This is a genomic window from Bacillus carboniphilus, from assembly GCF_020524035.2.
GTDB lineage: Bacteria > Bacillota > Bacilli > Bacillales > JAIVKR01 > Bacillus_CC.
The window spans coordinates 3,143,566-3,170,176 of sequence record NZ_CP129013.1 but is presented as its reverse complement, the minus strand read 5'-3'; the positions used below and the strand labels follow the sequence as shown (position 1 = coordinate 3,170,176).

27 protein-coding genes and 4 pseudogenes are annotated in these 26,611 nt (G+C 34.5%); 11 read left to right on the top strand and 20 right to left on the bottom strand.

Annotated features, from left to right (window positions below; translation table 11 throughout):
* Window positions 1–40 precede the first annotated feature (40 nt).
* The 3 genes from LC087_RS16470 to LC087_RS16460 all read left to right on the top strand — a co-directional run bounded on the left by LC087_RS16470 (window position 41) and on the right by LC087_RS16460 (window position 1,672).
* On the top strand, window positions 41–271 hold the full coding sequence (locus tag LC087_RS16470; protein ID WP_226543445.1) for a DUF7660 family protein: 231 nt from the start codon (window positions 41–43) through the stop codon (window positions 269–271).
* Between the two features lie 134 nt (window positions 272–405).
* Window positions 406–906, top strand: a complete 501-nt coding sequence (locus LC087_RS16465) for a hypothetical protein (protein WP_306019710.1) — start codon at window positions 406–408, stop codon at window positions 904–906.
* A 76-nt stretch (window positions 907–982) separates the two neighbouring features.
* A complete protein-coding gene (locus LC087_RS16460; protein WP_226543449.1) occupies window positions 983–1,672 on the top strand; it encodes a hypothetical protein in 690 nt (229 codons plus the stop codon).
* 204 nt (window positions 1,673–1,876) lie between these two features.
* On the opposite strand, the pseudogene LC087_RS16455 reads toward LC087_RS16460, so the two are convergent.
* A pseudogene (locus LC087_RS16455) lies at window positions 1,877–3,031 on the bottom strand (IS3 family transposase).
* A gap of 233 nt (window positions 3,032–3,264) precedes the next feature.
* Here LC087_RS16455 and LC087_RS16450 point away from each other — a divergent pair.
* Window positions 3,265–3,462 (top strand): hypothetical protein, encoded by a 198-nt coding sequence (locus tag LC087_RS16450; RefSeq protein ID WP_226542669.1) that lies wholly within the window; start codon window positions 3,265–3,267, stop codon window positions 3,460–3,462.
* 322 nt (window positions 3,463–3,784) lie between these two features.
* On the top strand, window positions 3,785–4,180 hold the full coding sequence (locus LC087_RS16445) for a hypothetical protein (RefSeq protein WP_226542667.1): 396 nt from the start codon (window positions 3,785–3,787) through the stop codon (window positions 4,178–4,180).
* A gap of 462 nt (window positions 4,181–4,642) precedes the next feature.
* On the opposite strand, the gene LC087_RS16440 is transcribed toward LC087_RS16445, so the two are convergent.
* The 11 genes and pseudogenes from LC087_RS16440 to LC087_RS16390 form a co-directional block, all read right to left on the bottom strand.
* Window positions 4,643–5,038: a DUF2251 domain-containing protein gene (locus LC087_RS16440; protein WP_226542665.1), complete on the bottom strand. Its 396-nt coding sequence runs from the start codon at window positions 5,036–5,038 to the stop codon at window positions 4,643–4,645.
* A 50-nt stretch (window positions 5,039–5,088) separates the two neighbouring features.
* Complete coding sequence (locus tag LC087_RS16435) at window positions 5,089–5,610, bottom strand: hypothetical protein (RefSeq protein ID WP_226542663.1); 522 nt, start codon at window positions 5,608–5,610, stop codon at window positions 5,089–5,091.
* 220 nt (window positions 5,611–5,830) lie between these two features.
* Window positions 5,831–5,980 carry a hypothetical protein gene (locus LC087_RS16430; RefSeq protein ID WP_226542661.1) on the bottom strand — a complete coding sequence of 50 codons (150 nt, stop codon included), beginning with the start codon at window positions 5,978–5,980 and terminating at the stop codon, window positions 5,831–5,833.
* Window positions 5,981–6,174: 194 nt separating this feature from the next.
* A pseudogene (gene rlmD / locus LC087_RS16425) lies at window positions 6,175–7,555 on the bottom strand (23S rRNA (uracil(1939)-C(5))-methyltransferase RlmD).
* Window positions 7,556–7,630: 75 nt separating this feature from the next.
* Window positions 7,631–8,570 (bottom strand): annotated as a pseudogene (locus tag LC087_RS16420) (diacylglycerol kinase).
* Window positions 8,571–8,826: 256 nt separating this feature from the next.
* Window positions 8,827–10,258, bottom strand: a pseudogene (gene gatB / locus LC087_RS16415) (Asp-tRNA(Asn)/Glu-tRNA(Gln) amidotransferase subunit GatB).
* 13 nt (window positions 10,259–10,271) lie between these two features.
* Complete coding sequence (gene gatA / locus LC087_RS16410) at window positions 10,272–11,729, bottom strand: Asp-tRNA(Asn)/Glu-tRNA(Gln) amidotransferase subunit GatA (protein WP_226542653.1); 1,458 nt, start codon at window positions 11,727–11,729, stop codon at window positions 10,272–10,274.
* 12 nt (window positions 11,730–11,741) lie between these two features.
* Complete coding sequence (gene gatC, locus LC087_RS16405; protein ID WP_226542651.1) at window positions 11,742–12,032, bottom strand: Asp-tRNA(Asn)/Glu-tRNA(Gln) amidotransferase subunit GatC; 291 nt, start codon at window positions 12,030–12,032, stop codon at window positions 11,742–11,744.
* Between the two features lie 161 nt (window positions 12,033–12,193).
* Entirely contained in the window at window positions 12,194–12,817 is a 624-nt protein-coding gene (locus tag LC087_RS16400) for a hypothetical protein (RefSeq protein WP_226542649.1), read from the bottom strand.
* Window positions 12,818–13,407: 590 nt separating this feature from the next.
* On the bottom strand, window positions 13,408–13,830 hold the full coding sequence (locus tag LC087_RS16395; protein ID WP_226542647.1) for an Hsp20/alpha crystallin family protein: 423 nt from the start codon (window positions 13,828–13,830) through the stop codon (window positions 13,408–13,410).
* A gap of 287 nt (window positions 13,831–14,117) precedes the next feature.
* Window positions 14,118–14,672, bottom strand: a complete 555-nt coding sequence (locus LC087_RS16390) for an AAA family ATPase (protein ID WP_226542645.1) — start codon at window positions 14,670–14,672, stop codon at window positions 14,118–14,120.
* A 499-nt stretch (window positions 14,673–15,171) separates the two neighbouring features.
* Here LC087_RS16390 and LC087_RS16385 point away from each other — a divergent pair, with 499 nt between their 5' ends.
* Window positions 15,172–15,621, top strand: a complete 450-nt coding sequence (locus LC087_RS16385) for a DUF1569 domain-containing protein (protein WP_226542643.1) — start codon at window positions 15,172–15,174, stop codon at window positions 15,619–15,621.
* A gap of 365 nt (window positions 15,622–15,986) precedes the next feature.
* Here the strand turns inward: LC087_RS16385 and LC087_RS16380 are convergent, their stop codons facing one another.
* The 8 genes from LC087_RS16380 to LC087_RS16345 form a co-directional block, all read right to left on the bottom strand.
* Window positions 15,987–16,766, bottom strand: a complete 780-nt coding sequence (locus tag LC087_RS16380; RefSeq protein ID WP_226542641.1) for an alpha/beta fold hydrolase — start codon at window positions 16,764–16,766, stop codon at window positions 15,987–15,989.
* Between the two features lie 572 nt (window positions 16,767–17,338).
* Window positions 17,339–17,809, bottom strand: coding sequence for a GNAT family N-acetyltransferase (locus LC087_RS16375; RefSeq protein WP_226542639.1), 471 nt, complete (start codon window positions 17,807–17,809; stop codon window positions 17,339–17,341).
* 3 nt (window positions 17,810–17,812) lie between these two features.
* A complete protein-coding gene (locus LC087_RS16370) occupies window positions 17,813–18,577 on the bottom strand; it encodes a class I SAM-dependent methyltransferase (protein WP_226542637.1) in 765 nt (254 codons plus the stop codon).
* Between the two features lie 23 nt (window positions 18,578–18,600).
* Entirely contained in the window at window positions 18,601–19,071 is a 471-nt protein-coding gene (locus LC087_RS16365; RefSeq protein ID WP_226542635.1) for a DinB family protein, read from the bottom strand.
* A gap of 85 nt (window positions 19,072–19,156) precedes the next feature.
* Window positions 19,157–19,750, bottom strand: a complete 594-nt coding sequence (locus LC087_RS16360) for a YdcF family protein (RefSeq protein WP_226542633.1) — start codon at window positions 19,748–19,750, stop codon at window positions 19,157–19,159.
* 598 nt (window positions 19,751–20,348) lie between these two features.
* Complete coding sequence (locus LC087_RS16355; protein WP_226542629.1) at window positions 20,349–21,191, bottom strand: alpha/beta fold hydrolase; 843 nt, start codon at window positions 21,189–21,191, stop codon at window positions 20,349–20,351.
* Between the two features lie 24 nt (window positions 21,192–21,215).
* Window positions 21,216–21,830, bottom strand: a complete 615-nt coding sequence (locus LC087_RS16350) for an FMN-binding negative transcriptional regulator (RefSeq protein WP_226542627.1) — start codon at window positions 21,828–21,830, stop codon at window positions 21,216–21,218.
* A gap of 67 nt (window positions 21,831–21,897) precedes the next feature.
* Entirely contained in the window at window positions 21,898–22,092 is a 195-nt protein-coding gene (locus LC087_RS16345) for a hypothetical protein (protein WP_306019709.1), read from the bottom strand.
* 184 nt (window positions 22,093–22,276) lie between these two features.
* Between LC087_RS16345 and LC087_RS16340 the strand changes: the two genes are divergently transcribed.
* The 5 genes from LC087_RS16340 (at window position 22,277) to LC087_RS16320 (ending at window position 26,564) form a co-directional block, all read left to right on the top strand.
* Window positions 22,277–23,056, top strand: a complete 780-nt coding sequence (locus LC087_RS16340; RefSeq protein ID WP_226542623.1) for a class I SAM-dependent methyltransferase — start codon at window positions 22,277–22,279, stop codon at window positions 23,054–23,056.
* Window positions 23,057–23,167: 111 nt separating this feature from the next.
* Entirely contained in the window at window positions 23,168–23,752 is a 585-nt protein-coding gene (locus LC087_RS16335) for a hypothetical protein (RefSeq protein WP_226542621.1), read from the top strand.
* A 113-nt stretch (window positions 23,753–23,865) separates the two neighbouring features.
* On the top strand, window positions 23,866–24,306 hold the full coding sequence (locus LC087_RS16330; RefSeq protein WP_226542619.1) for a DUF4871 domain-containing protein: 441 nt from the start codon (window positions 23,866–23,868) through the stop codon (window positions 24,304–24,306).
* Between the two features lie 344 nt (window positions 24,307–24,650).
* Window positions 24,651–25,481, top strand: coding sequence for an isocitrate lyase/PEP mutase family protein (locus tag LC087_RS16325; RefSeq protein WP_226542618.1), 831 nt, complete (start codon window positions 24,651–24,653; stop codon window positions 25,479–25,481).
* Between the two features lie 15 nt (window positions 25,482–25,496).
* Window positions 25,497–26,564 carry a bifunctional transcriptional activator/DNA repair enzyme AdaA gene (locus LC087_RS16320; RefSeq protein ID WP_226542617.1) on the top strand — a complete coding sequence of 356 codons (1,068 nt, stop codon included), beginning with the start codon at window positions 25,497–25,499 and terminating at the stop codon, window positions 26,562–26,564.
* The last annotated feature ends 47 nt before the right edge of the window (window positions 26,565–26,611 follow it).

Genomic DNA, 26,611 nt, shown 5'->3' with positions numbered 1-26,611 from the left:
AACTTTAACAAATACTATAAGAAGCAGGGTGAGTTGACCATTGAATTACAATGATATTGAAAGCAAAGTCGTTTCAAAGAACGATTTAGTTCAGTTCATCATTTTTTTAAAACAGGACTTGATCAAAAATAAAAAAGAATGGGAAAACCAACGAATCCAAACCTTCTTAGCAGGGATGGAGGGTTTTATTAACGACTCTAAATCTTTTTCAGACAATCCTAAATGGGCGGACTTTGCTAAAATACTTTATGCGGGGAGTCGATACGAGTAATATCTATCATAAAAAAATACTCTAAAAACATTGGATGTCTACAACTATGTATTAATTTTATAGATACTTATTACCCAAGAATGTTGAAAACAACAATCACACAGTGACCTTTTTTAAGAAGAATGCTTGTTGAAATGAGGGGTTTTATGGATATAAAAACAATAGCTGAAGTGTATCGCTTAGGTCTGGCAGCAGGTTTTTATACAATTCAAGATGTAATAAAATGGGCTGATAACTTAATTGAAAAAGTGGATGAACCACCATACGAAATAATAGAAGTTTCGTTATCTTCAAGAGAAAAACCGTATTTTATATGTGCAAAATTAAAGGAACTTACCGCATTCACTGAAGAAGAACTCCCAACTAAAATACTGTTAGGGTTAATTAACAAATACTATGAAGAAACAGAAGATATGACAAGAATTGATACAGTTCTGTCTATTTTAATTAATTATATTCCAGCCAGTTGTGAATGGATTGAATTAGAACTACACAGTTTATTAGATGAGTATTACCTCGCAGAACAAAAAATATATGGAAACTCAGAAGAAGTAAAAGATCGTATAAAAAACTTTTTAAGTCAGTTTCAAAAATACAGTCAATATCATACTGAATTACAATCGCAAGAGGATTAAAAAAGTTACAAGTCAATAGGTCACAGAAGCTCTTTAAAAAAGAGCAAACTAAAGAAAAATAAGGATTGTGAAAGATTTGAATTATTCTTTTAAAGAAGTTATACACAATGAACAAGCAGATGATTATCTATTGTTCAAAGACTTTTGCATTTTAAGAGATAAAGGACTTCGTAAGGATGCATTTAAAACATTAGACTTATTTATTGAAGAAGCAAAGAAGTGGGATACAAAAAAACAAAAAGACTTTGCTTGTTGGCTTTTTGGTCTATTTGAAGCCTTATCAGAAACACAAAACATACTTACCTATCCATTAGAGGAAAACTTATTGAAGCCGATTTTAGAAAAATGGATAATGAGCGATCCTAAGGACCCAAGACCCTATAGGTGGTTTGGACTTTTTTTAAACACTTATGAAAGAAAAAAACATTTAAACCTATCCATTCAAGCAGGTGGTACTAAAGAACAACAATCTTTGTTAAAGTTGATTGAAATCCTCTTCGACTCCCTTTGGTTCTCTTTTCACCATATATCAGAAGATTTATATTTAGGAGACATTATGGAGGATAGGTTACTTATTAATGAAATCGAAGATCTTAAAAATAAAATAGAAAACGAACAGGAAGTTCAATACATAAACAATCAGCTATTGTACTATAAGAACTTAATAAATGATTGGATTCAATTTAATGAGGAGGAAACTTCAGGTTTTGTGGATTGGTGTAAACGTAATGGAAAAGGATACAAATGGATTGAATCCTGGATCTGAGTCAAATTTTCGGACACAAAAAAGTTAGTTCACTTTAATACCTATGCTCGAAGAAAACTTGTTTTAATTTGACGCTTGACAGGGTCCCTCCGCGGGCATGATTCTGTTGCCGAGAAACAAGATGCTCCGACATCGGCATCGCCAAAGGAGGCTATCATGCCCGCTACTCCCTATAAAGCTTGATTCACACATGTTAGAGAGTCGCTATGCGCATGCCCGAATGCTGTCTTCTACTTCTTGTGGAGTTCGATACCCAATACCTCCATGGATTCTTTTCCGGTTGTACCAGCCTTCAATATATTGAAATAAAGCCATGTTAGCCGATTGATAGTTTAGGTATTTAACTTGATGGACTTCTTCTTTTTTCAAAATAGCGTGAAACGATTCAATACAAGCATTATCATATGGGCAACCTTTTCGGCTAAATGAATGTTTGATCCCCTTGGAACGGATGGATTCTGCAAATTCTTCACTTGTATATTGAGAGCCTAAATCCGAATGAAAGATGAGCTCCTTTTTAGGAAATTGCGTTTCATACGCATGATCCAGTGCTTTTGTCACTAGGTCTGTCGTCATCGTTTTTGAAAAGGAATAACCTATGATTTTCTTAGAATGTAAATCCATCACTGAAGCTAAGTAGCACCAACCATCTTTAATCGTATGGATATACGTAATATCTCCCACCCATTTTTCATTAATCGTTGTGGTGGTAAAGTCTCGGTTTAATAAGTTTTCTTGTTCTGTTACTTGGTGCTGACTAGTATAAGGATGATATTTCCTTTGTATAATGGAGCGGATTCCAGCTTTTTTCATTAGCCTTTGAACTCTTTTTTAGACTCACGAAAAATCCTTTTTTTTCGAGTTCCATATGAATTTTGGGTGCTCCGTACCGTTTTTTACTATCTATATGAATTTCCATCATTTCTTTGGTTAGTTCCTTGTTCTCACGATCACGATTAGACTCTGTTTCATGTAGTGATTGATAATACGTACTTCTTGGAATATCTAGGACTTCACACAGTGCTTGTATAGGGTGTTGATCTTTATACTTTTCAATCGTAGCGGCTAACTCAGTTTTACTTACTTTTTCGCGAATATGGCCATAGCCTTTTTTAATATTTCATTCTCCTCCTGAAGGCGGCGCATTTGTTTTTTTAATTGGATTAAATCGTCCGTTGTAACGGTCGAACCATGTTCTAAATTGATTGGAGAGAATCGTTTAATCCATTAATAAATCGTCACTTCAGACACGCCATATTCGCTACTTAGATTGCTTACTGAGTTGCCAGAATGATAAAGATTAACCACCGTTTTTTTGAAGTCTTCATTGAATTTTTTACTAACACCTTGGTTACCCATCAAGGACACATCCTTTCGTTTTTTATTATAGTCAAGAATTAGAAAACTTAACTCAGGTGTGTCCATGAAACTATACTACTATCCTCCTATTATTACTAATTAAGCTGATCTTTTATTCCTTAAATCCATTTAACCCCAAAGCAATAATAAGTAAGGAGCAAAGGATAAAACATCATTCCTTTTACCCTTTTAAAACAATTAACTTATATATTCTTTTGATAGGAGATTCAGTAATGGAAAGAGAAGAATTGAAGCAAGAGCTTCTAAACAGAATTTTTAATGAACAACCTAAGGATTTTGAAATTAAAAAGATACCTGTTAGCGATGATGATCCAATTCTTGAGCAAATAAGGGAATGGGAGAGCTTATTTGCTCATACAAAAATGCGTCAGAAATCTTTCTTTGGCATTATGATTGGATGGTGGTATTAGAATTGCTAAATTAAAAATTGACCAGCAATTATCTCAAACATTTTAATTAATTTCTTAATGCTTTTTTAGTTGGTTTTATACTTTTTTTGGTACGATGTGAATTGGTCTTTGTATTTTTGTAACTTTTCCATATCAACTTTTGAATTTAAAATGGTTTTCACTTTCCAACAACTATCACATCTTTATCTTCAATAGTACTTGATAAAATGATGTAAGGCTCAAAACCATCACATTTAGTATTTGGAATAGTGGTTATCCTCAACATTAGGGTGCTTTAGTTGAAGTTGTATAGTTATTTGGTAGAATGGAGGGCACTAAGGTTATGAAAAAATTATTGCTATTGGTATTCCTGTTACTGGTAACATTGAGTGCTTGCGTTTCTAATACCTGGGTGTTAGAAAAAGATAGGATTGACGAAGATAGCAATGTAGGAAACTATGTGGTACAACTCCAAAATAATGAAACAGATTTTCGAGGATATAAAGTCTTTACAATTTCGGAAGGAAGAAAGATGGTAGTTATTTCATCTGGATCAAGTGACAAAACTTTGGAATTTTCAAAGGCAGACATTACTGAAAATAACACAACAATATCAATCAAAGAAATAAATGAAGACGCAAAAGAAAAGAACTCCTATATTCTAATAGGTATAGATAGGATTGAAGGAGAATTAATTGTATTAAATGAGAGCGAAGATCAATTTAAAGCATACGAATAAAATTAGAAGATATATTTAGATAGGTTGCGTTAAATCAAAATAAGTACTAAAATTTCTTAAAATCGATTCATACAGAAACGGGGGCTTTAATTGTATAAACCCCCGGAATAAAATAAAAGCCGCATCCTGGTCCGTTAAGGGTTGAGGTACCGTTTTTTTGTTATCATAATACCTATTCAAAACATAATGCGATTTTCTATACATTTACATATTCATTTTCTTATGCAAATAGATGTTGTTGCGATAGGTAACGGACCCCGTTAATAAAAAACAGAACCCTTCCCGAACAACTAGCTTATGTATTCTTTTGATAGGAGGCTCCGTAATCGACAGAAAAGAATTAAAGCAAAAGCTTTTAAACAGAATTATTAATGAACAGCCAAGGGACTTTGAAATTTAAAAAATACCTGTTAGTAAAGATGATCCAATTCTTGAGCAAATAAGGGAATGGAAGAGCTTATTTTAGTGTAATAATACACCTAATGTTTCTCCTAATTGAGATGGAATTCCTTCTTCCCAAATTTCTAATGGAATAGTTACTATAATGTTTTGATCCCTTGGAGCAGTGAGTTTTCTCATTGATAAAAGGTCAAACATTCCCCAACATTCACCGTCTACAATAATGATAGATTTCATAGAATCTGCTGACCATACAATACTCACTTGATCACACTCGTCGATAGGAGGGGATATTTGATTATAAATCCATAGGTGATCAACAATTCCTGAAATATCACCACTGGATGTTAGAGAATATAAATACAAGTAAGCTGGTTCTCCATTATCCTCAAAGACTACTAACCACTTTCCATCTGGTGATATACCATCTATCACAAAACCTTCTTCTTGATCATTCAATACGATCAACTCCTCCGTACTTTCTCTATACTATTTGTTAAAGCTAAATCTTATTTATCAATGCCCCAATATGTAATAGCATACATTATTTCTTTGGGGTTTGGATCGTGTTCTAAATATCCTCCGTACTGAGAAACTAATACCCCATTACTAAGATCTTTCCCAAAAAACCATATGTCTTCAAAACTAATTTGTTCCCAGAACACATCAAAATTCTCTATTAGCCATTTACCACCAACAAGATAAAGAGGACTTTTTTCTATGCCAACATATAAATATCCTAGTTCCTGTTTAAAATTTAACCCTTGAACAAAACTAATCACCTCATTTTCCCAACTAAATTCTTTTCTGTTTTCGCTGTACTTATTAATAAAGCTGTGTAGGTGCAATTCATTGTTCCATAAATTATATAAGTTGTTTAAAATATGTTCTACTTTAGGATCAGTAAAGAACGTAGCTTCCTCTATAACTACTGAAAGATTATCAGGTAGCAACTCTATTAACTCTTTTCTGCTAATTTTTTGCTTAGTTGCCTTTAACTTTTGTTGCAATAACTGTTTTCTATCGTTCATAAACATATAACCTCCTTCTTTCCTATCTAAGTTGATCGGGGTCCTTCTCCCTAGATATAGGACCATTATGTGAATGACTCTACTCAATCGTTTGATTTATTATCCTGTCATATAAATCATCTTCTAAATATGGGCTTTCATAATTCAATAAGGTCTCAATATTTCTTCTTATTTGTTGTAAAACTTCATTTTTGAATACTCTTTCGTCATTTAATGTCTCTCATATATACATACAAAAAAGTTCAAATCCATCATCCCAGTGACCATTCCCATTATTTTGCGCCTCATATCGAAGTCTTTCTATTGCTCTTAGTAATTCACCTTCTACCGTATCTGCCGTATGTCCTACAGAAACTATATTGTAAGCCATAGGGTTTGTATCACTTTTCTAAAAAAAAAGGTCTCCCCCCAAATCACTAAAACATCTCCATAAAACTTCACTACTCTTTTCCGCGTAACAATAAAACCCCCGGGGGTCAAAAAATCCCCCGAACCAATAGTCCGAGGGAACATAAAACACACTTGAATATTCAATTTAAATACACTCAACCTATTGATACTAAGCTATTTCAACTCTATCAACGCGACTGTCTCAACGTGAGATGTGTGAGGAAACATGTCAACAGGTTGGACCTCTTTTGTTTCAAATCCTCCTTGTTCGAGGATGTGTAAGTCTCTGGCTAGGGTGGATGGATTGCAAGAAACGTAAACGACTCGTTTTGGCTTCATATCGATGATCGTTTGAAGAAGGGCTTCATCACAGCCTTTTCTAGGTGGATCGACGACAATTACTTCTGCTTTATTCCCTTCCTTATACCAGGTTGGAATGACCTCTTCTGCTTGTCCGACCGCAAACTCGGCGTTCGACATTCCATTTAGTTCTGCGTTTCGTTTTGCATCTTCAATCGCCTCTGGAACAATTTCGACACCGAAAACTTGTTTTGCTTTTTGCGCTAAAAATAACGAGATTGTGCCAATCCCGCAATAAGCGTCGATAACGGATTCTTCACCTGTTAATTCTGCATATTCCAGTGCTTTATCATATAGTACTCTTGTTTGTTCTGGATTTACTTGATAAAACGAACGTGCTGAAATGGCAAACTCTATATCACCGATTTTGTCATATATATATTCTGAGCCAAACAGGACATTCGTTTCCTCACCAAAAATCACGTTTGTTCGTTTACTATTTACGTTTTGGACAATTGAGCGAATCATTGAAAACTGGCTCGTGATTTCCTGTAATAAGGCTTTTGTATGGGGGAAATCTGATGTTTTTGTGACAAATACAAGCATCATTTGTCCCGACACATAGCCATAGCGAACGATTATATGACGTAGCCATCCTTTATGCTTTTTTTCATCATATGCTTTAATGCCGAATCGTTCACAAATTTCTTTAACAGCTTGGACAACATGGTCATTTTCTGCCTGCTGGATGAGACACCTTTCCATATTAATGATTTCATGTGACCTTTGTTGATAAAAACCTGCTACAAGCCCTCCTTCACGTTCTCCGACTGGGACTTGAGCTTTGTTTCTATAATTCCAAGGGTCCTCCATCCCTAATGTAGGATGGACCTTTACCTTTTCTAAATCAAGTTTGCCTATGCGCTTAAGGACATCTTTAACTTGTTTTTGTTTGTAGTCGAGTTGCCCTTGATAACTTAAATGTTGAAGCTGACACCCACCACATTGCTTATAGATTGGGCAAGGTGCATCTTGTCTTTCCTTACTTTGTTCAGTGAGCTCCATTAAGCGTCCAAAGGCAAACCCTTTTTTTACTTTGATAACCTTTATTTTTCCCTTTTCATCTGGAAGAGCACCTTGAACAAAAATAGGAAAACCGTCAACCTTCGCTACTCCTGCACCATCATGGGTTAAATCTTCAAATTGAACGTTGTAATACTCGTTTTTTTTGTACAGGAGGGGTTTGTTTCGTCATAGTTGAATCTTCCTTTTCATTTAAAAAATAGGTTAGACCATATTAAAAGTAGGACCCCTTTTCTCAGGCGCCCTGCTAATCACTCAATTCTATCATACGATCAAGTTCATCCATTCGCTCAGATTTTTCCTTCGACATGATGACTTCAATATGCTCAAATAGATTTTCAAAATCACCAGGTAATAGCCCCCCGTATTCTCCATCTAAATTAAGCATCATTTTTTGATCTGTCTCAACCTTTATTTTTTTTTACTTGCCTATAAATAACATGAGAATCCTTAACATGTTCTCCACGAAGCGCTAATGTAACGATTCGAATGAACTCAGCTAAATTCGTCTTCTTTAAGATTAACAAGTCAAACATTCCGTCATTTAGTCTTGATTGCGGTGCTAGTTTTTCAAAACCACCTACTGAGTTTGTTAAAGAAACTAAAAACAACATGACTTCTCCCTCAAATTGTTCACCATCGAACTCAATTTTTGCTTGGGATGGTCTTATAGAAGGAAGCATTTCTATTCCTTTTAAATAATAGGCGAGCTGACCGAGCATCGTTTTTAATTTACTTGGTACATCATACGTTAACTCCGTTAACCGACCTCCACCAGCAATATTAATAAAGTAACTATCATTTACTTTACCGATATCAATCTTTCTTGGAGCCCCATCTATAATAGCTTTGGCCCCTTTTAAAATGTTATCTCTTGGCATACCGATGGCTCTTGCAAAGTCATTCGTCGTACCTACTGGAATAATTCCTAATGTAGGACGATAATCCATAACCGCTATTCCATTAACGATTTCATTTACCGTACCATCTCCACCTGCAGCAACGACTAAATCAAACTTGCGCTCACAAGCGTACTTAGCTGCTTCAATGGCATCACCTTCTCCGGTCGTTGCATGACAAGATGTTTCATATCCTGCTCTTTCAAATTCATTAATAACGCCTGCTAGTTGTCTTTTAAACGCTTCTCGTCCAGACGTTGGATTATATATAATTCTCGCTTTTTTCATTCCCCATCATCCTATTATGTTGAATGTATTTGTATAATTCTACACATGTTTGTTTTCAATGTATACGTGTCTAAGGTCTATTTTTTATTCTCACAATTGACTATTATATACCAACCGTTTACTTTCGAAAAGAACTTTTATCCATTACTTATCATAACCAAATATATCATCATAGTAAACAATCCTACCAAAACTTCTCATACCTATCATATAAAAAACCAGCCATGATCTTCTTCATAGCTGGTTCTAAAGTGTGTTAGCGCTTTTTAATTTCTTCCAATAAAAACTTATTGACTAACGGAGGATTTGCTTGACCCTTCGTCTTTTTCATAATTTGACCGACTAAGAAGCCGATCGCTCGATCCTTACCATTTTTGAAGTCTTCAATTGACTGAGGATTTGCATCCAACGTTTCGTTGACAAACTTCTTAATTGTCGCCTCATCTGAAATTTGCACTAATCCTTTTTCTTTAACAATCTTATGAGGATCGCCACCATTTTCAATTAATTCCTTAAATACTTTCTTTGCCATTTTCGAAGAAAGTGTCCCCCTTCATCAATAAGCTTTACTAGCTCAGCTAAAGATTTAGGTGTTAAAGGTACTTCTGATAATTCCTTTTGATTGGCATTTAAGTAGGCAGACACTTCACCCATTAACCAGTTAGAAGCTTTCTTCGCATCACTCCTACTTTAACAGTTTCATCAAAGAAATCCGACATTTCTTTTGTGAGCGTTAGCACCATTGCATCGTAAGAAGGTAAACCTAATTCTTCTATGTAACGTGCTTTTCGTTGATCTGGAAGTTCAGGAATCGATTTGGCTACTCTTTCTTTCCATTCGTCATCGATGTATAGTTCGACTAAGTCTGGTTCAGGGAAGTAACGATAATCATCTGAACCTTCCTTCACACGCATCAAGATCGTTGTTTTCGTTTGTTCGTCATAACGACGTGTCTCTTGATCAATGACACCGCCCGTTAATAAAACTTTTTCTTGACGTATCTCTTCATACTCTAATCCTTTTTGAACAAAAGCAAAGGAGTTTAAGTTCTTTAATTCCGTTTTTGTTCCAAACTTTTCTTGACCAATCGGACGTAACGAAAGGTTGGCATCACAACGAAGTGAACCTTCTTCCATTTTACAGTCGGATACGCCTGTATATTGGATAATGGATTTGAGTTTCTCTAAGTATGCATACGCTTCTTCTGGTGTACGAATATCTGGTTCAGACACGATTTCAATTAAAGGTGTACCTTGACGGTTGTAATCCACTAAAGAATAGCCTTCTCCACTATGAGTGAGCTTCCCAGCATCTTCTTCTAAATGAAGACGTGTAATCCCTATTTTCTTTTTCTCACCATTGACTTCAATCTCAATCCAGCCGTTTTCTCCAATTGGTTTATCAAATTGAGAAATTTGGTAAGCTTTCGGATTGTCAGGGTAAAAGTAATTTTTTCGATCAAATTTCGTTTCCGTTGCAATTTCGCAATTTAATGCCATGGCTGCTTTCATCGCAAAGTTAACTGCTTCTTTATTGACAACAGGAAGTACGCCTGGATAACCTAAATCAATGACCGAAGTATTTGTGTTTGGTGCTGCACCAAATGCATTTGGTGAACTCGAAAAGATTTTTGAATCTGTTTTCAACTCAACGTGTACTTCAAGTCCTATAACTGTTTCAAAATTCATCTATTGTCACCCCTTACAGTCGTGGTTTTTGTTTATGATAGTCTGTTGCTTGCTCAAATGTATGAGCAACACGGTAAATCGTACTTTCATCAAAATGTTTACCGATAATTTGTAATCCTAAAGGTAAGCCATTTTCAAATCCACAAGGGACACTTATTGCCGGAACACCTGCTAAGTTTACAGGGATCGTTAAGATGTCATTTGCGTACATCGTTAATGGATCATCAATTTTCTCACCGATTTTAAACGCTGGTGTTGGAGTTGTTGGTCCAATAATGACATCGTATTTTTCAAATACTTTTTCAAAATCTTGCTTAATTAATGTTCGTACTTGTTGGGCTTTTTTATAGTAAGCATCATAGTAACCAGAGCTTAACGCAAACGTCCCTAGCATAATACGGCGCTTCACTTCATCTCCAAAGCCTTCACTTCTCGTTTGCTTATACATTTCTAATAAGTTTTCAGCATTGTCTGTGCGATATCCGTAACGAACACCATCAAAGCGAGAAAGGTTAGAAGAGGCTTCAGATGAAGCAATTAAGTAGTAAGTTGCTACTCCGTATTTAGAGTGAGGTAAGGACACTTCTTCCCATGTCGCTCCCAGCTTCTCTAATGTTTTCAGAGCATTAAGTACAGATTCACGAGCTTCAGCACTTACTCCTTCACCTAAATATTCCTTTGGTACAGCAATCTTTAAGCCTTTTACATCGCCTGTTAAAGAAGATAAGAAATCTGGCGTTTCTACATTGGCAGAGGTATTATCATTTTCATCTAGGCCTGATATTGCTTGTAACAAGTAGGCATTATCCTCAACGTTTCTCGTGATCGGTCCGATTTGATCTAAAGAAGATGCAAAGGCAACTAATCCAAAACGAGATACGCGTCCGTAAGTTGGTTTAAACCCAACTGTTCCCGTGAAGGCTGCTGGTTGACGTATTGAGCCCCCCGTATCCGAACCTAAGGAGAAAAGAACTTCTCCAGCTGCAACAGAAGCGGCTGAACCACCTGAAGAACCTCCAGGAACTGTTTCTAAATTCCATGGGTTGCGAGTCATTTTATAAGCTGAGTTTTCATTTGAAGAACCCATCGCAAACTCATCCATATTTAATTTACCAATAGGAACAGCTTCCGCTTTTTTTAGCTTTTGAACAACAGTCGCATCATAAATTGGGTTAAAATTTTCTAATATTTTCGATCCACACGTTGTTCGTAAATCTTTTGTGACAATATTATCTTTTATACCAATCGGCATTCCAAATAACAAACCAAATTCATCTTTTTCGTTTAGAGCCTCATCTAGCTGTTTTGCATAATTGCGAGCATTTTCTTCATTTAATGTAAGGAAAGCATCGACTTTTGAATCTACTTCTTCTATCCTTTTAAAAGACTCATCCACAAGATCTGAGACTGTTATTTCTTTTTTATGTAATAAACTCTTTAAATGTGACAGCTTATGATCGAATAGAGACATGTTATCCCCTCCTTATTCCAAAATCGATGGTACTTTGATTTGTCCATCTTGATGATCAGGTGCATTTTTTAATACTTCTTCTAATGGTAACCCTTCTTTTGGCTTGTCCTCACGTAGAATGTTTTTCATATTCAGTACATGATGAGTTGGCTCAACATTTGTCGTATCTAATTCATTTAACTGTTCTGCAAAATCAATGATTGCATCTAACTGTTTTGTAAACATCTCAGCCTCTTCTTCAGTAACCGCTAATCTAGCAAGGTGGGCAACATGTTTTACTTGATCTTTTGAAATGCTTGTCAATTCCTTCACCTCCGCATAATTCGTGCATAGACAATATTATAAATCATATCAAACGTTTGCGTCATCAAGCAACATACATATAAGTTAGGAAATAAATATAGGGGATTTTTAGGTAAGAATGGAGGAGAAAAATCAAAAGGACTAGTTTCTATGTGTGCTATTTATTTTGCCGAGGATGTTCTAGCCCTACCGTTAATAATATTTTCATAATTTTGTTCGAGTTTATACACACGCTTATTTAAAGCGTCTGTTCCACTATCTACATATCCGATAATGTTATCCGTATATTGTCCCATACTTTCGATAATATTTTTTAAAAGTTGACCTTGACCTTCTTTAATCGTTTTCACTTCAGACTCTAGGCGATCAAGTCGCTGATCCATTCCCCCAATACGTTTGTCTATTCCGTCAAGGCGATGATCTACTTGCCTTAAATGTTTTTCCATCTGTTCAAAACGACGATCTACTCCTTCAAATCGCTTGTCTATCCCGTCAAGGCGATGATCTACTTGCCTTAAATGTTTTTCCATCTGTTCAAAACGACGATCTACTCCTTCAAATCGCTTGTCTATCCCGTCAAGTCGCCCGTCTACTTTTTTTAAATGTTTATCTATCTGTTCAAAGCGGCGGTCCACTTCTTCGAATCGCTTGTCTATCTGTTCAAAACGTTCGTTCTGTCTCTTTTCAAATACATTCATTCTCTCGTCTTGTCTTTTCTCGAGTAAGTCTATTCTTCCATTGACATTTTTAATTTCTCCAAGTATCTCTTTTAACATTTCCTCCATGGTTTCCACCTCCATTTCTTTAAATATTATAGCATGTCCTTTCAGAAGGTTATTTAACAAAATTGTCTTTTTCAATAAAAAATCAAGTCAAAAATTGAATTTTTGTTATCAGCTACTTTTCTTCAATCAGAAGGATTAATAATCAGGATTTGCCCGCTTACTATCGATGCTTACATTTTTCTTAAAAAGGTCCTCATTTAAATTGAGTCATTATTCTCAATTCTTACATACTCTTATTAAGCAAATCCCCTCATGTAGATTCTTTCTCATATTAACAATCCTTATCTTACGGATGCGTACTTGTTGTCCAAGCGTGCAAGTACCCTAAAAACATCCATACAAAAAAGATAATCAATAGTATTACCCTCATAAACCAATTTAGATTGTCCAAAACGTTGCTTTTGATTTTCGCCAATGAAACAACATAAGAAATGACAACAATAAGAGCAGGAATCAGAAATCCAATGACTGTCTTATTCTCCAGAATTGATTATCCTCAAAAATCATGTAATATTATTCCACTGATCTGATGAAACCCCTTACTTTTCATCCGAAAAAGAAAAACCTCAGCCTAAAAGACTAAGGTCATTTTATTCAGCTTCATCTATCTTGATTTCCATGCCGCTTTTCTTTGGGAACTTTATCTTTAATATGCCGTCTTTATATGTTGCTTTCATATTTTTCTTTGCCACATGGGTAGGAAGATATACCGTTCTTTTCCCAGAAGGGAGCTTTTGTGTACCTTCCGTTTTTGTCTCTTTAACATTTATGACAAGGTCATCACCAATTACCTTGATATCAATTTTTTCTTTGTTTACCCCTGGTAACATTGCACTGACAATAAAGTAACGGTCTGTTTCACTTTTATCAACTGGAAACCCTCTCATTGGCGTTGACTGCATAAAATAGTTGTCAAGCTGACTTAGCAAAGAGCCCTTCGGTGGTTGACGAAAAAAGTCATTAATCATTCCCATAGGACCCCCAGAAGAAGATCTTGATCGTTCATTTTCCAATGGTCTCACTCCTCTTTGTTATAATACCTTTCATTATTAACATATGAATGGACCCACCATTTCGACTAGGCGCTTTGAAAAAATCTTGTTCATTAAAGGCGACCTAGACTCATGACCATTTTTTCATGACCCTGTACATTCGTCTATACAACCTAAGCAAGTGATACATATATAAGTATTGTAAGCTACAACTAATTAATAACTTCCTATGAAACGATTATTTGGTTGATGCTACATTTTCTTTTCTCACTCTTCTTTCATAATGGAATAGGCCTGTTCGCCCGGGCCTATTCTGAAATACATAGCCGTTTAGTTGAGTCGTTTATACATTCCATTATTTTACTCACAACTTCATTTTCATTTATATTTTCTGTATTAATATATTCTCTAAAACTTCCATTTTCAAAGGCCTGCAAGCATTTCTCCGTTTGTTGAAAGCACCAGTTCCCTTCTTTTTCTCCTCGCTTAAGTAGCCTTTCATAAATGGTGTCTTTACTTGCTTTTAAGCAAAAATGATACGTATTTTCATCGATGTTTTTAAAACCATTGAAAATGTAATGAAAGTTGTCCTTCTGGTATATTGTCATTGGAACAATTAAGTTTACTTTATAATGACTAATCAAATGCTCTGCCAGTTGAACAGTCACTACTTTCCATAATACGAAATCTTGAAAGTCGTCTGTATTTTCTTCTTCGTATCTTACTTCATGGGGCACAGTGTCTCTAAGCAAAAAGCCAACTTCCTCTGGATCAAATATCATGCTGTTTTCAATCTTTTCTTTGAGTAAATGTGAAACAGTGGTTTTCCCCACTCCAAATGCTCCATTAATCATGATAATCATAAAATATTCTCCTAGATCATACATTATCCTTTAAAGCTGTAGAAAAACTCCCTATACACCCTAAACAAACTTAAAAACACTAATGAAATAATCCTCTTCTGGAAAGTCACCTACATACATGAGTCCATTGTTTATATAAAACTGTTTCAATTTTTCATTCTACTCCACATGTTCCGTGATCCGAATTAGAAGTTTTCCTGGCGAACTTACTTTCGTCCAAGAATCTAATGGTACATTAGCACCAACTATTCCTTTCATTTCTCTCCCCCTAATTTCAATATTTAAAATTCACACTCCTATGGAAAAACATCACTTTTTGATTTATACCAATTATCAAAAGATGTAACAATTTAGGTAATCCTCTAAAGTAAAAAGGCAGCATTTCTCGGTACAGAATTGGGGTTGTTGTTAAAAGGATTTAATAACCTTGACGTTGAATTATTTATCTAAATAATCAAGTGAATTTATTGGTTAAAATAAAAACTAAAGGAGTATTCTAATGAATAATATTTTTGAGATCACGTATACAGATGAAATAATAAATCGTATCGAAAACTTAAATGTAAAAACCCAACCAAAGTGGGGAAAAATGGATACCTCCCAAATGTTAGCTCATTGCTCATCTTTCCAAGACATCGCAATGGGAGATTCTTTCCCCAAAAGAGGATGGTTAGGCTTATTAGTAGGGAGATTTGCAAAACCCATCTTTTATAATGACAAACCTTTAGACCACAATATGCCGACTATTCCAACCATTTTAATAACATGTAGAAGAGATTTTGAAATAGAAAGAGAAAAACTGAAACAAAAAATAATCATATTTCAAAAGAATGGACCAGAGGCTTGTACTCGTCATCCACATCCATTTTTCGGAAAACTCACTCCCGAACAATGGGGAAAAGGAATCTATAAGCATCTCGACCACCATTTAAAACAATTTGGTGTTTAGTGACAGGAGTTTAAATATACCGCACCATCTTAAAGTAACAGGGTTTATTAGTTAAATAGCCTAATGCACTTATATTCCTTATGTATAGGAAATAAAGGGCTAAGACTCTTTTGAATATTCGCCCCCTATCAAGAAGACTTTTTTCGAGATCCCTTGGAACAGAACTTATACTAATGTTCATAGCTTTCTACAGCTTACTATAAAATTCAATCCATTAAATGTTTTCAAAACCTTAATAAAAAAATGACTTCTCATTAAATTCAGCTGAAATTTTGTTTGAGACTATAACGATTCCTATAATCTAGACCACACAAGTCCAACCACAATTTTCATTAATCTTTTATAATGTGGTTGTTAGGACATTTTTACTTGAGAAAATTAGAAAGTAATGGCAGTAGTGTTTTCCCATTAACCATGTGGTCTTGCTTTGCAAGTTGTACAAACCTTGCGTTTGGAATTGCCTCTGTTAGTTGGCGACCAACATGATATATAGAGATCGGACTTTTTTCACCAACGATTATTTGGATTGGTATTGAAATACGAGTAGCCCGTTCAATGGGTGGCATATCCTGAGTTAGAGTAATATCATAAGCAAGGGTTGGTGCTAGAGCTTTTATATTTCTCCAGCCAGGTAATAACGGTAACAATAAAACAAATACTTTGGGCATCCCAATCCCCTTTAAAAATGTAAGAATTGTTTCTGCATTTTTCTTGCTACCAAGAAGGTCGTGTATTTTTTGGCTTAATTGTTTGTATTCGGCTTTTTCTTTGTCATCACGAACATATGGCGCATCATACATAATTACTTTTTGCACTTTGTTGCCAAGTCGAAGTGCTGACTCAAGTGCGATCACAGCACCGGAAGAATGGCCATACAAATACGCCTTGCCTCCTGCCGCATCAATTATGGCCTCGATATCTTCAATTTCACGTTCTATAGTATAAGGAAGTGTGTTACCACTATCCCCGCGTCCACGGCGATCGTAATTGTAAACAGTGAATTCAGTGGCAAATATTTTGGCATCTCGTACGATGGGCTTAAATGAGCGATGGCAGATTGCTCCCGTTATGTAAATGAGCGCTGGACCATCACCGTAGACATCGTACGCCAAAGTTGTACCGTCTTTTGACTGGGTTGTTTTCATTTATATCACCTTACTCCTCAAAAAGTAAATGAATATTATCGTCCTATACCTGTCTGTTAATAGCACACGAAAAGTGAACCACATGACAACAAAAAAATAAGCCACTCAAAGTTTGTGAATTCTTTGTATGAAGATACAAAGGGCGGCTTTATTTGGAGAGGCGGGCATGATACCTTTGTTAGGGTGCGAATCCCTTCCTACTCGCACGTAGTCGCAGGAATTCATGCCCGTAGAGGCTCCATGTCAAGCCTAAAAATGGAGCGAAATATTTCTCTCTAAAGTTTGTGAAATAGGATCACTAAAGTAGCTCAAATTTTTTTTGCGAAGTGGCTCAATTTTTAATTGCGAAATACACCTGTCCAACATTTCAATCAATACGCTCCAAATACATACAGTAAATTACATAAACATTAATTTCTACATTTCCAATAAATCTCCTTCTATTTTTCAACAATTCGTCCTATTTGTGGAATACTGTTTTCGATAAAAAACCCTTTGGACAAAACACCATCCAAAGGGTAAGGCTTCGCGACCTTATTATCAACCTACAATTATCTCCCTATACCAATACTCTAAACAAACTTAAAAACACTAATGAAATAATCCTCTTCTGGAAAGTCACCTACATACATGAGTCCATTGTTTAGATAAAATTGTTTCAATTTTTCATTACCCGCCCAACAGGCTAAATAGACCGATTTCTGTTGCTTTTTAACGTAAGCGTAAACAAATCGTAGGATTTCCGAACCAAGATCTTTTCCTTGATGAAATGGATGTACCGCAATTTTATGTAAATAGTAGCTTCCCTTTTCCAACTCTAAATCACTGATTGTGTTCCTAAGACTAATAAAAAACGTTCCAACGATCGTATTGCCTAGTATCATGACAAATGCATCATCCAATTGTTGTTTTATTGATTCTTGATCCCAAGGATACGACCATTGGTTTATTCCCTTTTTTAACAAATCGAGCGTTGCTTTATTTAACACTTCTAGGACATCTTCACACTCTTTTTTCTCAGCCGTTCTTATCGTTACTTTCATTACCTAGACCTTTCTGGCCAAGCAAAACATATCCGCGAAGTCATTGACGATCGTTTTATTCGGGTCGTTCTTTAAATCGAATCTCATTTTTTCTACGCCTTCTTGATATTCTTCGTCCCTAATTAATGTTAAAGCAGATATATCTCTATTTTCAGCAAAGTTCAATATATCTTTCACATGTATTTGCTCCATTTTATAGTCTATATTTATTTCGACTTGAAAACCTCGTTGAGTTAGTTCATTAAAGATAACGTCTTTTTGCCAAAACCTTTTTAAATCTTCATGATAAGTTGATGGAAAATAGTGATACATCCATAGTTTTGTCATGTCATGGATCGCTATATTGTGCATTTTATAGATCCCGCCTTTTTTCAAAACACGATCCATTTCATTTAAGGCTTTCTCTTTGTTTTTATAATGATGAAAAGCGTAATTATTTGAAATAAAATCAAATTTTCCGGACGAAAAGGGCATATTTTCAGCGTCTCCATGTGTGTATTCCACATGATCTACCTTTTCTTTCGCTTTTTTTAACATCGCTTCTGATAGGTCAAGACCATACCACTTCATTTTATTTTCCTTAAAAAAAGTTGTTTGTTTTTCAAGATACAATCCTGTGCCACAAGACAAATCTAAAACATGAATTTCAGTTTGATCTTTATTTTTTTCAATATAGGCTTGTAAATCTTGATCCACCTTTACTTCCCCTACTCTATATTGATTTTTATCGTATTTTTCTGCGATTGCTGTGTAGTTCGTTGTTTTCATTTTCATTACCCCTTTTAATGTTGTTATTCAAATAGCGAGACTGTTAGCTCTTTTTTATAGTAGTGAACGAGAATTGCATGTAATTGTCCTCTATGGTGATATAAATGAGATAATATTTCTACTAACCATTCAAAACGGGTATAGGTGACACCCCAATAGGAGGTCGTCTTTTCAAATAATTCGCATTCACTCAAGCTAGAATATCTTGCTTGTAATTGATGAACATTTGCCAATAATTCATTTTTAATTTGATTCTTATTTTCTAGTCGTTTTCCAGAGTAATATCGTTCCATTTCTTCAGAAGATTTCTGATCTGAAATAAGCAAATCCGCTTCACAAATCGTAGCCATATGACTTAATAATTCTCCAATAGAATGTTTGTTTACAGAAGGTCTCTTTTCTAAGTCTACCTCTTCTATTTGATCGATCATTTCTATTATGGTTTGAATAACAAAGTAGATCTGCTTCATGACACTATTACAACACGCGTTCATCCTTCTCTCCTGTCTTCTTTATTTCGATATATCTTGATTTTTCGCTAGTAAAACCTCTTTCTTTTCCCAATCGATAATAATGGCTTTAGCTGAATTTCGTATGTTCATTGTTTTTCTCCTCATAAATATTTATCAAATTAGGAACCTGTTGACCAAAATATGTTTCAACTTTCTTAACTTCAGTCATAATACGTTTGATTCCTCTTTCGGATTGAGCCCAATTTTCCTTTGTTATTCCATACCTATCTACTACTGGTGACACGAAGAATTTAGCTTCTTTTGGAAACACAGATTGATAGGACAATAAGGCTCGGCAAGAGTGGGCGGCTTTACATACAATGATTACTTTCTTCGAATTTATATTCTCTTTATTCAATACTCTTAAAGATAACGTTGCATTTTCTAAAGTATGTTGTGGTTGATTTTCCTTCAAAATCGCTTCTTGAGGGACACCATTTTCAAGACCAAGTCTGCGTAAATATTCATATTCTTTCATTCCAACATGATCTTTATATCCACCTGATGGAAGTATATATGGCGCTAAACCTTGATTATATAAGGAAGCTGCCTTCTCCATTAAAGGTGGGTGATTTGAACCAGGAATTAAAATAACATCGGCCGGTAGAACAGTCGTTTCAACAAAAATAAACTCCGTAATACGATCAAAAAGGTGAGACATATTAGATTCTCCTGTTTTATCGAATCTTACTTCAATTACAAGTATGTTAGAATAAATTACGCTACCTTCCTACCTCTAATTTCATGTAAAATATTCAAACCATCGCTTTTTGTACCTGCATAAGATTCCCCCAATAACCTCGGATATTTCATAGGTATAATCGTCATAAAAAATTGAACAAGAGAACCATTTTTAACCATATTCAATAGATGATAAGCTATTTCTGGTGATTTATAACTACTGATTAGAAATGCTGAGAAGGCGAATAAAAGAAGAGAGAACAAGGGACCGCCAAAATAAAATAAAATTAATTTAAACCTGTTTTCTTTCTCTACTACATTACATGTAGCAAAACCAACCCAACCACTAATAGGCTGTATTTTTATTGTTAATTTTCCAATCTTTATACCTGAACCTTTAAATTTACTACCTAACCTAATTTCAGAGGGAGAACCTAAAATAAAAATACATGCAAGAGCATGACCAACTCATGTACAAATGTAATAAATGGTAGTATGAATACAATAAAAACTAGATTATATAATAAAAATTGTTCCAATTTCATTTCTCCTTCGACAAAAATCTATTTAAAAAGAAATTACCCCATAAAGAAATTATAAGCAATCTCATTCATTTTCTCTGGACACTCGACAACGGTCCAATGACCACATTGATCAATCTCTACTAATCTCGCATGAGGGATCTTTTTTATTAACAACTCTTTAACTAATGCAGGAGTGATCATATCATGACTTCCTTGTGCAACTTGAATGGGTATTTGTGATAGTCTATCAACTTTTTTGGTTAAATCATAGTTGTTTGTAATATCTTTCCCAATTATTTCATTGGACTGCTGGTTAAAAGTCGTCTTATCTTTTCTACTCAACGTTTCAGATGAAAAAACATAATAGGGATCTAAAATAGTAAAAATATCATCCAAAGATGCTTCATTCACTTTCAGTTTTTCTTCAAATTCTAATAACTTCCTTTTATCGTCTAGCGACAGCTTTTTTTCTAGTTCTACCCCAAATGTTTCAAAGCCTTCCTTTGTCACACCTATTGCAGCTGTTAGTAAGATTCTATTTACTCTATTTGGATAGGTTGTCGCATACAATAATGCCAGCATGGAGCCCCAGGATTCACCGAATAAACTGATTTTCTCATAACCTAATCTTTTATGAATAGACTCCAACATGTTCACTTCATCTTCCATAGAATAATTATCACTAAAAGAGTGCGACTTCCCGCACCCTCTTTGATCATAAAAAACCAATTTAAATTCATTGGCAAGTGGCAGAACATGAGGTAAGAAGAAGCGATGTTCACTACCAGGACCACCATGTAGAAAGACGATCGGTTCTCCTTCGCCAATGCTAACTGTATAAAACTTATCTTCATTAATCTTTATATACTTTTCGGTTCTGATTTTATTTTTCGTCATTTTTAAATCTCCTAACTTCAAAACTTAAGAAAACCCTAAAACTCTTTTCATAAGTTCCGCCACCTTTTGGTTGTTTTCCTCCAGTGTATTTTCTAGTCCATTGATGATTTGTTTTTGCTGCTCGATCGTATCATTTTGGCCTAATTTTGCCTTAGCTTCCATTTTAGTAATGTTTATTTTAATCGTGACGATACCTTTTTGCATCCCTCTCAAATAATTTGGGTCTAGATTTCTTAAATGATAGCCGCTATTAGGATTTTCATATTTCGTTACAGAAGAAGTTAGGATATCTTTGACTGTTTCTTCATCCTTTATCAAATCGACGGTCCCATATATATGAATCGATATATAATTCCATGTGGGTACATCATTCGTTTCGGATTGCCAAGAAGGAGAGATATAAGAATGAGGACCTTGAAAGATAACAAGTACTTGTTGATTCGTTATATCTTGCCACTGCTTATTAGCACGAGCAAAATGCCCATATAAACATTGGTCGTCTTTATTGAATAGTAGGGGCAAGTGAGTAGCAAAAGGAGCACCATCATGCTGAGAAATCAACGTGGCAAAGCTGTATTCTTTAATCATGTCATCAATCAGTTCTTGATCATTTAATTGAAAGTGTTTAGGTATATACACAAGTCATCCTCCCTATTCTAAAAATAATAGAATCTTTTTCATCAAAGTTAGTTTCCTAATTCTTTGCTTAAGATAAAACTAGCAGAAGAAAGTTGCCTCCTAGAACAAACACTGCTAGTTGAATAACAATATAAATGGTCCGTTCAAAAACAGATAATCTTCTTTCCCTTTTTAAGGATCGCAAATAGTAATAAAAAAGAAAGGAGCATACCACTAAAACAAGTATAGATAGTTGTTGAATATTTTCTAGTAAAGGAGTCATTTGTCATCCCTCCCTCGCGCAACAGCCCAATTATGTATATACTTTCTAATTATACCATGATAGACTAATTGTATTTATCATTCATCAAATTTTCAACCTGAATTATTCTAGTTTAATTACCATTTCTACTCATTTCTGATCAAGTAGAAAACAGTTAGGAAATATTATACAAGGAGGAAAGTCCATGACGATTTATAATCAAATTGGAAAAAGCTATAACACTACTAGAAAAGCAGATTCTCGCATTACAGAAGCAATAATTCAAGAACTTAATATCCATCCTTCAGCAACCATATTAGATATTGGTTCAGGAACAGGAAACTATAGTTACGAATTAGCGAAAGTGGGCTATCAAGTGATTGCTATGGAACCTTCTGAAATCATGAGGAGACAAGGAAAGCAACATAGAAATATTACGTGGAAAGAAGGAGTTGCTGAGAAGATTCCATTAGAAGATCATTCAGTAGATGGAATCATTTGCACACTAGCATCTCACCACTTTCAAGACTTACCATTATGTTTTAGAGAAATGAAAAGAGTCTTAAAAGAAAACGGAAAAATAGTTATTTTCACTTTAGATCCAAGATTATGCGATGAAGATTGTTGGTTGTTTGAATACTTTGCACCTATATTAGAGAATGCCTATATATTTCATCCACCAGTAAAAGATTTAGCAACTTTGATCGAGCAACAGGTTATGCGTCCAGTAAAAATCAAAGCATTTCCTTTGCCTCATGATTTAGTAGATCAATTTTTCTTTGCAGGATGGAGAAACCCAAAGATCTACTTGGATACAAATTTTCAAAAAGGAACCTCTCCACTTGCGAAAGGTAAAAAAGAGGTTGTTCAGGATTGCCTCAATAAATTGAACATTGATTTAGAAAATGGAAGTTGGGAAAAAAAGTACGGAAATATCTTGTCTTTGAATGAGTATGAATGTGGACATTTCTTTTTAGTCGTTTAATAAAATGGTTTATCACCATATGCACTTTAATGGTTATTCACAATAACTATTTTTCATTTTGATAACTATTAAGATGTCCTTAATTTAAAGATGCTCTGTGGAGGTGTCAAAATGAGTATCATTTTAGAAGAAAACAACAAAAAAATAATCCGAGAAGCAAATGAAATTCTCTACACATTAGGACTGCATGACCTATTAAAAAAGTTCAGTAATCCGCATGTCAGCGGAAGCTATCATTTAAAAATAATGACCTGGAGAGATTTAGATATTTATCTCGTGTCAGATACAATTAACAACGATAACTTTTTTGAATTAGGTAAAGAAATTTCTCATATGTTAGAGCCATCTAAAATGAGCTTCAGAAATGAAATGATAGGGAAAACACCTCATTTGCCAAAAGGATTATATTGGGGTGTACATACAAGCCTATTTGAACAGCAATGGAAAATTGATATTTGGTCAATTGATGCAAAAGAATTTAATGAAAAACAATATGTAACGGAAGAAATAAAAATACAACTTCATGATACTAATAGAAACACTATATTAGAGTTAAAGAATCTTTTACATGATCACCCTAAGTATCGAAAAGTCTTTTTTAGTGTAGATATTTATGATGCTGTCCTAAACGATCATATAGATTGTATTCAAAGCTTTGAAAAGTGGCTCTATATAAAGAGGGGTATAGATTTATAATTCTTCGTTGATTTATCAATCGTGAAATACAGATTAACGAAAAGATTAGTAACTTAATTGATTCATCTTCGTCTAAATTTTAAATCATAATTAGATTCCAAGGGGGGATATGGATGATTAAAATTTCTGTTCGTTTTTTCCTTTTGTTTATTACTTTTGTTTATCTTGTTGGTTGTTCCAATGAGGAATGGGAGGAAAGTAGTATCTTTGAATCAGAAAACTATCGCATGATTGGAGTCGAAGACAAATTAGGTTTTATTTATGATGATTCTAAGGCTACACGATTCTATTCTGGCGAAGCAAACAAGTATATGTGGCACTTCTGGGGAGATTCAGAGAAATTAAAAGGAAATTTGAAGGTTATTGCTACTCATAATGACTCTAAAGAAGAGATGACAGTTATCGAAAATTTGCCAATAGGAGGACCTAATAACGGTGCTGATGCCCATATCCCTTCAATGATGTCTCTTCCTAAAAAAGGCATGTGGAAATTAGATGCTTATGTTGATGATCAGCTACATGGCTCGGTATTCATAAAAGTATACGAACAATAAAATTTCATTTTAATGACCCTGACGGTAATAGTTTAGAGTTCATCTGTAAAATAGATAACCCTAAACAACATACAGAACGGATGTATTTAAGTAAGTGGGAAGAATTAAATTGATAAAATACCTAAACTACAAAGCAAATTATTCTGGTCTACAGTAATTTTTTAAGATGGAATATGAAACAAATAGATGGGAAGAGCGCTAATTTGTATTCAGGTCAGCGCTTTTTTTAGCTTAGATTCTAATATTTTTAAAAATCTCTTTAAAAAATACATGTTCATTTTTCGTATGCTCTTTTTCAATCAGTCTTTTATAATCTCACTAAATGCACTGAAAGGAAGAGGAAAATGGATACTTCTCAAAAAGTAAAGGTTTTTAGGGAACTGCATAATAAAAGTAGACCCCTTGTACTATTAAATATTTGGAGTGTGGAAAGTGCAAAGGCTTTAACTAGTCACACTATCAAACTAGTTGCCACGGGAAGTTATGCGATGGCTGTTCATTATGGCTACGAAGATGGAGAAAATATGCCTTTTGAAGAGATCATCACTTATATAAATCAAATGCAACCAAATGAAAACTTTATTACAGTGGACATAGAGTCTGGCTATGCTTCTAACTTATATGAGTTGGAAAAGAACATAGTAAAATTAATTGAAATTGGTGTTGTAGGATTAAATATTGAGGATAAAGTCAGCGGGGAATCTACTTTATATAATGTCCAAGATCAATGTGAAAAGATCGCTCATATCCGTGAAGTGTGTAAAAAGCTGAATAGTGATATTTTCATTAATTTAAGAACAGACAAGTATTTTATGGGAGATAGTTCAAAAAACAATCTAAGTGAAGAATGTCTTAAACAAACCTTGATAAGAATAATGGCTTATGAAGAAGCTGGGGCTGATTGCATTTTTATCCCTGGACTAAATAATAAAAAACACATTTTTAAGCTAGCTAATAGTGTTAATGTGCCTATTAATGTAATGTTGGATATAAACAGAGATAACATAATAGATTATCTAAATTTAGGTATAGGTAGAATTAGCTTTGGACCATCTCTTTATTTTTCATACAATAACAAGGGTAATAAGGATATGAACCATTTTTACGAAAATGTCTTAAACAGTCTAACTAGTTATCAAAGGAACAATCAAATAGAACTTCTAATGTTCAAATAAAAAGGAGAACTTGTAATGTTTAATGATGAAACAATAAAAAAACTATATTACCAGGCGTTGTTAGAAAGAGATTCAAAATATGATGGGATTTTCTTTGCTGGAATAAAGACAACGGGGGTATTTTGTCATGCGACTTGTCCAGCAAGAAAACCCAAATATGAAAATTGTCATTTTTATGAGACTGCGGAGGAAGCACTGTTGGCTGGTTTTCGACCGTGCAAAAGATGTAACCCTATGTCCTATCCTAAAGAGATCCCAACATTAGTTCATGAAATGATTGAGCTTGTTGAAGAAAATCCAGAAAAAAGATGGAAAGATGCTGATTTTTCAAAACTGGGAATTCATGCAGTTACAGCGAGAAGACAATTCAAAAAAATCTACGGAATGACATTTGTTCAATATGCTAGAGCGAGAAGAATGGGAATGGCTCTGAAGTCCATTAGAACAGGTGAAAAAATCATCAATGCTCAACTAGATGCAGGATATGATTCTTCTAGTGGGTTTATTGATTCCTTTTCAAAAATAATGGGGAATCCACCAACTAAATCGGATAACGTAAAAATATTATACGCGAACTGGTTGGACACAAAATTAGGACCAATGGTAAGTATTGCGGATGATGAATTCTTATTTTTACTTGAATTTGTTGATCGTAGAGGATTAGAAAAAGAAATTGAACGCATGAGGAAAAGATTAAACGCAGCTGTTATTCCGGGAAATACAAGGATTTCCATGAAAATTGATAATGAATTAAAAAAATACTTTGAGAAAAAGCTTGAGAAGTTTGAAACTCCTATTAAATTTTATGGTACTAATTTTCAAAAAGCCGTCTGGCATGAATTATTAAAAATAGAGATAGGTAAAGTGAGTACTTATAAAGATTTAGCCAAATTAATAAATAAACCAACCTCTATAAGAGCTATAGGCAATGCAAACGGGGCAAATCAGTTATCCATTATAGTCCCATGTCATAGGGTAATACAAACAGATGGGACATTAGGAGGCTACGGTGGAGGGGTTGAAAGAAAGAAATGGCTTATAGATCATGAAAGAAATTATAATGATATAGCCCCAAAAGAATAAAGTGGTACAGAAACCACTAAAAAAAGAGCATGTTTCCTACAGATTAA